The following is a 2,204-nucleotide window of genomic DNA, read 5'->3' on the forward strand; positions in this document are numbered from 1 at the left end:
GGCCGGAGCGCCAAGCCCGGTCAGCGCCGTGACCACGTGCGAGCCGTAACCCGAGTTCAGCACCGAGCCGACGATGGCGACGCCGAGCGTGCCGCCGACCTCGCGGGTGGTGTCGTTGACGGCCGAGCCGGCGCCGGCCTTCGCTCGCGGCAGCGCGCCCATGATCGCCTCGGTGGCCGGGCCTGTGGTGAAGGCGAGGCCGGACGACATCAGCGCCATCGCGCCGACGATCCAGGTCCAGTACGAGCCGCCCAGCGGCATCAGCGCCGCCACGATGAAACCGCTGCTCATCAGCAGCAGCCCGAATGCCACCACCAGCTTTGTCCCCGTCCACCTCATCACGATCATTGCGACCGGCGAGAACGCGGCGGTGATGACCGCGAACGGCAGCGTCGCGAGCCCGGCGTCGAGCGGGTCGTAACCGCGGACGATCTGGAAGTACTGGGTGATCATGAAGATGAAGCCGAACAGCCCGAAGAACGCCAGCGCGATCGCCACGCTCGCCGCGCTGAACCGCGGGTTGCGGAACAGCCGGACGTCCAGCATCGGGTCGGGCCGCCGCGCCTGCCACGCGGCGAACAGCGCGAGGATGACCAGCGCGCCGAAGATCCCGCCCAGGGTTGTCGCCGACAGCCAGCCGTGTCCGGGAGCCTCGATGATCGACCAGGTCAGCAGCGCGATCCCGGCGACGGACAGCACGGCGCCGAGCGGGTCGAACCGGCCGGCCTTCGGGTCGCGCGACTCCGGCAGCAGCAGCCGGCCGGCCACCAGGGCGATGAGGACCACGGGCACGTTGACGAGGAACACCGAGCTCCAGGTGAAGTGCCGCAGCAGCGCGCCGCCGGTCACCGGGCCGATCGCCACGGCGAGGCCGGACACCGCCGACCAGATGCCGATCGCTGTCGCCCGCTCGCGCGGGTTGGTGAACACGTTGTTGAGGATCGCCAGCGTGGCGGGGTAGATCAGCGCGGCGGACAGGCCCATCGCGGCGCGGGCGGCGATGAGCTCGCCACTGGTCTGCGCGAGCGCGGCGCCTATGGACGTCAGGCCGAACAGCGCCAGCCCCAGCTGCAGGAACCGTCGTCGGCCGAGGCGGTCACCGAGGTTGCCGCCGACGAGCAGCAGCCCGGCGAAGGCGAGCGTGTACCCGTCGACGACCCACTGCAGGGCCTCGGTCGACGCGTGCAGGTCGCGGCTGATCGTCGGCAGCGCGACGTTGACGATCGTGTTGTCCACGACCACGAGAAGCACGCTGAGGCAGAGCACCGCCAGGATCCACCACCGGCGGTCATTGCGTGTTTCCATCTGGTTCCCTCCTCGAAGAACGTTGTGCTATAACTATGTAACAACGTTCTATAGTCTGTCAAGCGCCAGCGGAGGTGGGATGATGACAGGCATGACAGAACCGGTGCGGCGCAGCCGGACGCCGAGCGCCGACGTCGAGCGCGAACTGTGCGCGGCGGCCGAGGCGGTCCTGGTCAGGGAGGGCCCCGGCGGGGTGACGATCCGGGCCGTCGCGGCCGAGGCAGGGATCGCCCCGATGGGCGTCTACAACCGGCTCGGCGGCAAGGACGGCCTCGTCGACGTCCTGCTGATCAAGGGGTTCGATCGGCTGCGCGAGGCGATCGAGTCGGGCAGGGAGCCGGACATGGCCGTCAGGCTGCGCTCCTGCGGCATGCGGTACCGCGAGTTCGCGCTCGCCAACCCGAACTTCTACGCGATCATGTTCGAGGACGCGATCCCGCGCGAGCACGACTCGGACGAGGTGCACGAGCACGCGTACGGGGCGTTCAGCGCGCTGGTGCGCAACGTGGAACTGGCCGCCGCCGCGGGCGTCATCGCCGCCCCGGAGCCGGTCGAGGCGGCGCAGCAGATCTGGAGCGCCGTGCACGGCGCGGTCTCGCTCGAGCTCAAGGGTCTCGTGCTCACCCCCGACGCGGCCGCCACCTACCGAGACATCATCGAGACTCTCATGCGCGGCCTGGCTCCGTAATTCAATGACGGACCTGCCCGGAGAGTCGGCGCCGCCGGCCGAGCCGCCGCACGACTATGCCGCCCTATTCGGCGTTGAGAGGGACCGGCTGAATGACCTGCTCGCGGGCCTGCATCAGGCGGACTGGCAGCGGCCTTCGCCGTGCCCGGGCTGGAGCATTCTCGGACTGTGCGCCCATCTGCTCGGTGATGACTTCGGGCTGCTGGCCCGG

Annotated in this window: 3 protein-coding genes; 2 read left to right on the forward strand and 1 reads right to left on the reverse strand. The window is 70.1% G+C overall.

Annotation, left to right across the window (positions count from 1 at the left end; all coding sequences use genetic code 11):
* A partial coding sequence (locus WA805_RS17635) for a DHA2 family efflux MFS transporter permease subunit (RefSeq protein WP_425242875.1) occupies positions 1–1,305 on the reverse strand: 1,305 nt, incomplete at its 3' end.
* Between the two features lie 91 nt (positions 1,306–1,396).
* Between WA805_RS17635 and WA805_RS17640 the strand changes: the two genes are divergently transcribed.
* The gene (locus WA805_RS17640; RefSeq protein ID WP_422286779.1) at positions 1,397–1,993 is read left to right on the forward strand and encodes a TetR/AcrR family transcriptional regulator; all 597 of its coding nucleotides are present in this window, start codon (positions 1,397–1,399) and stop codon (positions 1,991–1,993) included.
* A 4-nt stretch (positions 1,994–1,997) separates the two neighbouring features.
* Positions 1,998–2,204: maleylpyruvate isomerase N-terminal domain-containing protein (locus WA805_RS17645; protein ID WP_425242876.1), on the forward strand; the 207-nt coding region annotated here is incomplete at its 3' end.

The organism is Trebonia sp., assembly GCF_049794275.1.
GTDB lineage: Bacteria > Actinomycetota > Actinomycetes > Streptosporangiales > Streptosporangiaceae > Trebonia.

Coding starts and splice junctions, on each gene's coding strand:
- WA805_RS17640 (WP_422286779.1), top strand. CDS start 1,397: ATGACAGAACCGGTGCGGCGCAGCCGGACGCCGAGCGCCGACGTCGAG.